Genomic DNA, 4,825 nt, shown 5'->3' with positions numbered 1-4,825 from the left:
CTCCGACGCCCCGGTGACAGCGAGCACCACTTCGAAACCCCGGCCGACAGATCCAAGCCAAGACACCATGGTCTGTTCTCGCGCGAGTCAAGCCAGGGCTCGAAGCGGCACACCACCATCCTCACAGTTCTCGCGAACAAGCCGTGTCGTGACCTTGTGCAGGTGATCTCTTCTGCGGTCGGCGATCCGGGCGTACACCTTGGCGACCCTGGCCCGGGCCTTGGCGCGGTTGGCCGACCCCTTGGCCTTGCGGGCCAGGGCCCGCTGAGCCTTGGCCAGCTTGCGCCGATCGGCGCGCTCATGACGCGGGTTGACGATCTTCTCGCCGGTCGAGAGTGTCGCCAGCGCGGTGATGCCCGCATCCACACCGACGCTCTGCCCGGCAGGCGGGAGCGGGCTGATCTTCTCCTCGGCCAGGAGGGACACGAACCAGCGTCCCGCGCTGTCGCGGGACACGGTGACCGTGGACGGCTGCGCACCCTCCGGCAGGGGACGCGACCACACAATGTCGAGCGGCGTGTCCATCTTGGCCAGCGTCAACCGGCCCTCACGCCAGCGGAACGCCGAGCGGGTGTACTCCGCCGACGCCCGGGACTTCTTGCGGGACTTGAAGGTCGGGTACTTGGCTCGCTTGGCGAAGAAGTTCGCGAACGCGGCCTGGAGGTGGCGAAGCGCCTGCTGAAGAGGGACCGACGACACCTCGGACAGGAAGTCGTGCTCGCCGCTGCGCTTCCATTCCGTCAGGCGCGCGGAGGACTCCACGTAGGAGACGCGGCGGCCTTCCAGGCGGTAGGCGCGGGTGCGCTCTTCGAGTGCCTTGTTGTGGACGAGGCGGACGCAGCCGAACGTCCGGGCAAGCTCGCAGGCTGGCTCGGGGGTCGGGTAGAAGCGGTACTTGTAGGCCCGCTTCACGATCTGCGCCACGCCTCACATCCTACCGCGCGATCAGCTAGCAATCGTGTGTGTGTTCGATACGGCGGTCCGCCTGACGGCGAATCGGCTGCCCCTGTCCTGCTCCGCAGGAGTCCGATTCCTCCCCCGCCTGAAGGCGGGGGTTTCCACGGAGGTATCTGATGAACGAGGAAGAGGCCTGGCGGTACGCCGACGAACTGCGGGAGCGGGTGCGGCCGCCCGACTTCCCCGACCGGTGGTTCGACGTCACCGGCTTCGGCGGCGGCGACACGTGGACGGAGGCGTTCCGCGCCGCCATCGAGACGTGCCACGAGAGCGGCGGCGGGCACGTGCGCGTGCCGGCCGGCACCTACCGCACCGGCGCCATCCACCTGCTCTCCAACGTGGACCTGCACGTGGAGGAGGGGGCGACGATCCTGTTCAGCACCGACCCCGCCGACTACCTCCCGGCCGTCTTCACCCGCTTCTCCGCCATCGAGTGTTACAACTACTCCCCCTTCATCTACGCCCACGGCCAGGAGAACATCGCCGTCACCGGCGCCGGGACGCTCGACGGCGGGGCCGGGCCCGAGCACTGGTGGTGGTGGGTGGGCACGCCCGCCTTCGGCTGGCGGCCCGGCATGCCGAACGAGGCGGACGACTGGGCCGCGTTGCAGCGGATGGCCGCGGATGGGGTGCCGGTCGAGAAGCGCGTGTTCGGCGCGGGCCACCACCTGCGCCCGAACATGATCCAGCCGTACCTGTGCCGCAACGTGCTCGTCGAGGGTGTGCGCATCGTGCGCTCCCCCATGTGGGAGATCCATCCCGTACGGTGCGAGAACGTCCTCGTCAGGAACGTGTCGATCCACTCGCGGGGACCCAACAACGACGGCTGCGACCCCGAGAGCTGCCGCTCCGTGGTGATCACCGGCTGCGTCTTCGACGTCGGCGACGACTGCGTCGCCATCAAGGCCGGCCGCGGCCCCGACGGGCGGCGGGTGGGGGTGCCGTGCGAGGACGTGCTGATCGAGGACTGCGACATGCGCTACCGGTACGGCTCGGTCGCCATCGGCACGGACACGACCGGCGGCATCCGCAACGTCTTCGTCCGCCGCTGCCGCTGGGGCGGCCCCGGACTCTACTTCGGCCTCTACATCAAGACGAACTCCGTGCGGGGCGGCTACGTCGAGAACGTCTTCGTCAAGGACGTCGAGATCAGCGAGCTGACCAAGGAAGCCGTCTCCATCGACCTCTACCACGGCGACGGCCACAACGGCGACGACCCGCCCCCCATCCGCAACATCAACGTGGCGGGGCTGCGCAGCGACCGCACGCGCAGCGCGTACCTGCTGCGGGGCTATCCCGAGCAGCCCCTGAGGGACGTCACGATCAGAGACAGCACGTTCGCCCACGTGCGGCGCGCGGACCTGGCCGCCGACATAACCGGCCTGACCCTCGCGAACGTCAAGGTGGCCGCACCACCGTCCTGACGGTGCAGGTCATCAGAGGGCGCAGCCTGACGTGGCTTTGGAGACGATGCGTCGACACGCCGGCCCCCGTGATCTTTGCCCCGGCCGGCTCTGCCGTCCGGTGACCATGTCCGAATGTCGCCGGTGCCCTTGCGGGAGGATGCCTACACTGCCCGGAATGAGCTCTGAACGGAACCGCGAGCTGGTACAGGGAGCATGGCGATCATTCTCGACCCGGGACAAGGACTTGATCGCGAGCTTCTTCGCCCAGGACGCGGAATGGCTGGCCCCGTCCGGGAACGCGACCGCCGTAGCGCTCGGCGCGACGCACCACATGGTGGGCAGGGAGGCCATTGTCCACTTCCTCACTGTCGGCTTCCCGCGCATGTTCGTCGCCGATGTGGCGGTGGATTTCCGCGGGTTCTACGCCGACGGCGATGTTGTCGTGGTGGAGGAAACCATGCAGGCCACGCTGGCAGACGGCAACGCCTACAGCAACGACTACTGCTTCATCTTCCAACTGCGGGACGGGCTGATCCATCGGGTGCGCGAGTACATGGACACCGCCAAGGGGCATCGCATGGTGTTCGGGGACGCGGGAGGCGACAGAACCGACGACCATTGAGCCCTTTCATCGGACCGACCGTCCGGGCCGCGGTCACATCGTGGGCGCCACCGGGCAGCGCGGGCGAGCTCCGCACCAGCCAACCCCCGGAATCCGCCAGGACTTCTCCGGCCACCGTCAGCCCGAACGCCGTCCCCTTCAGCTTTCAGGCTTGGCGAGGGCGGCCAGGACCTGATCGAGACGCGACTCCACACCGGACAGGCGACGTTCCACCGTGCCCTCAAGACCGGCCAGGCGGCCGTCGGCCTCGGGCCTGAGCCCGTGGCCGACGGCGCCTGAACTTCTGTGACGCTAATGGTCGTAGACCACCATCGAGATCGACCCGCTGCCGGTTTCGATGGGCGAGGTGTAGACGCTGAAGGCCGGGAAGCCCGTGTTGCCCACGAAGGTGAACCCGAACATCTGCAGCGCCTGGGGGTAGGAGTGGGTGTCGCTGCCGTCCACCGCGGCCGACAAGCTCCAACGCCCCGGATTCCCCTCATCGGTGTACGCGTACGTGAGGGCGAAGTTGATCAGTGAGTTGACCCCGTTGACGGCTTGCCCGTCGCCGATGCAGAACTGAAGTTCCACACTTGTGTCGTCGTCGAAGGCGCTGGACTTGGTCAGCACCACCGCGTCGGTCTGCCCGGTGTACAGAGGATTGGGAATGTTGGTGATGTCTCCGTGGCTCGGGCGGTAGTTGTAGAGGGTCAGCGGCTTGGTCGAGTTGTTCGTGATGGTGATTTCCAGGGACCCCGTCGACTTTTGCGACAGCACCATGTTGGCGATGTTCACGCCGAGCAGAGCGGCCTGGAGGATGGTGGACGAGACCGAGGAGGCCGCGCTGACCACGGCGGCGCCCGCACCGACCGCGGCGGCGCCCCCTGGGGTCGCTGCCTGCCCGTTCGGCGCGGGACCGGCCGGCCCTGTGAGGTATTGAGAGAAGGCGGCGACATCTTTGTTCGCCTGCGCGGCCGCTTCGTTCATATCGTCGATGAACGTCACCGTGCCGTTCGTGGTTGCGATCGGGCCAGCCGTAGCCATTCCGCCGGCGGTCAAAGTCATGTTGCCTCCTGATGCTGTACCGGCCTCAAATTCAGCCGACGACGAACGGCGGGATAGCCATTCGAGGATGACCATGATCCATCACGAATGCCGGCATTCCGAAGTGCAACCCGAGCTGTTGGAGGTAATCGATGACACATTTGATGCACAAGAAGGGACAACTGCTCCCTGTACGGGGCGGCCCACATGCCTGCGGTGATCGACTTCCTCTGCGAGTCGCTGGGCTACGTGGCGGTGGAAGCAGAGTGGTTGACCATCCGCAGTTACGCGAACCGTTCGTAGCCGGCTGAGGCGAGGCGGTCTTGGCCAGCCAGTCGCCGGTCCTCATCGGCGGCAGCATCGACGAGGAGAAGGCCGTGAGAACGGCCGGCGCTCGGCCTCGTTCTCCACTCCCGGGATCGGGGCGGACAGGACACACGGTCGGGTGCCCGGGGTGGCGCTCCGGTGGCGGGCCGAAGGGAATGAGTGGCCCGTCGACGTCAAGGAAGAGGGCGCGGGACCCGCCGTTCGGTGGCCCGGGCCAGTAGCGGGTGCCTTCGCTCGATCTCCTCGTACGGCGGATGTGGCCGAGGCCGCCCGCCACGCACAGTTCGTACGACCTCGTCGAGCACACGCAGGTGTGGGCTCGGACCCGGATGGACCCGCACCTCGCGACCAGGGCGGACCAGGCGATACCGGTGTGCCCCTCTCGCGGGGGTTGGGGATGCGGGCCGTGGAACTCCTCCAAAGCCATGCCGACCTCCAGATCATGTTCGTGCGTGCCGAGGGCTACGAGGCGGGGCGGCGGAGCGGGCAG

The 4,825-nt window shown here is 67.6% G+C and carries 3 protein-coding genes and 2 pseudogenes; 2 read left to right on the top strand and 3 right to left on the bottom strand.

Features of this window, described 5'->3' with window-relative positions; translation table 11 throughout:
- Positions 1-126: 126 nt before the first annotated feature.
- Positions 127-924, bottom strand: a pseudogene (locus E1295_RS47105) (RNA-guided endonuclease InsQ/TnpB family protein); the annotation flags it as partial.
- Between the two features lie 149 nt (positions 925-1,073).
- On the opposite strand from E1295_RS47105, the gene E1295_RS47100 reads away from it, so the two are divergent.
- Positions 1,074-2,381 carry a glycoside hydrolase family 28 protein gene (locus E1295_RS47100; RefSeq protein ID WP_132641761.1) on the top strand — a complete coding sequence of 436 codons (1,308 nt, stop codon included), beginning with the start codon at positions 1,074-1,076 and terminating at the stop codon, positions 2,379-2,381.
- A 46-nt stretch (positions 2,382-2,427) separates the two neighbouring features.
- Positions 2,428-2,985, top strand: coding sequence for a nuclear transport factor 2 family protein (locus tag E1295_RS47095; protein ID WP_425465407.1), 558 nt, complete (start codon positions 2,428-2,430; stop codon positions 2,983-2,985).
- Here E1295_RS47095 and E1295_RS52770 read toward each other — a convergent pair.
- A pseudogene (locus tag E1295_RS52770) lies at positions 2,984-3,091 on the bottom strand (IS5/IS1182 family transposase); the annotation flags it as partial. The gene E1295_RS47095 and the pseudogene E1295_RS52770 overlap by 2 nt on opposite strands.
- 185 nt (positions 3,092-3,276) lie before the next feature.
- Positions 3,277-4,029, bottom strand: coding sequence for a hypothetical protein (locus E1295_RS47090; RefSeq protein ID WP_132641757.1), 753 nt, complete (start codon positions 4,027-4,029; stop codon positions 3,277-3,279).
- Positions 4,030-4,825 lie beyond the last annotated feature (796 nt).

Source organism: Nonomuraea mesophila, from assembly GCF_004352805.1.
GTDB lineage: Bacteria > Actinomycetota > Actinomycetes > Streptosporangiales > Streptosporangiaceae > Nonomuraea > Nonomuraea longispora.
The sequence above is the reverse complement of the archived record's forward strand: the minus strand, read 5'-3'. Positions and strand labels throughout refer to the sequence as shown.

What these genes read in the sequence shown, in the direction of transcription:
- E1295_RS47100 (WP_132641761.1), top strand. Translation starts at nt 1,074, where the DNA reads ATGAACGAGGAAGAGGCCTGGCGGTACGCCGACGAACTGCGGGAGCGG.
- E1295_RS47095 (WP_425465407.1), top strand. Translation starts at nt 2,428, where the DNA reads ATGCGTCGACACGCCGGCCCCCGTGATCTTTGCCCCGGCCGGCTCTGC.
- E1295_RS47090 (WP_132641757.1), bottom strand. Translation starts at nt 4,029, where the DNA reads ATGACTTTGACCGCCGGCGGAATGGCTACGGCTGGCCCGATCGCAACC.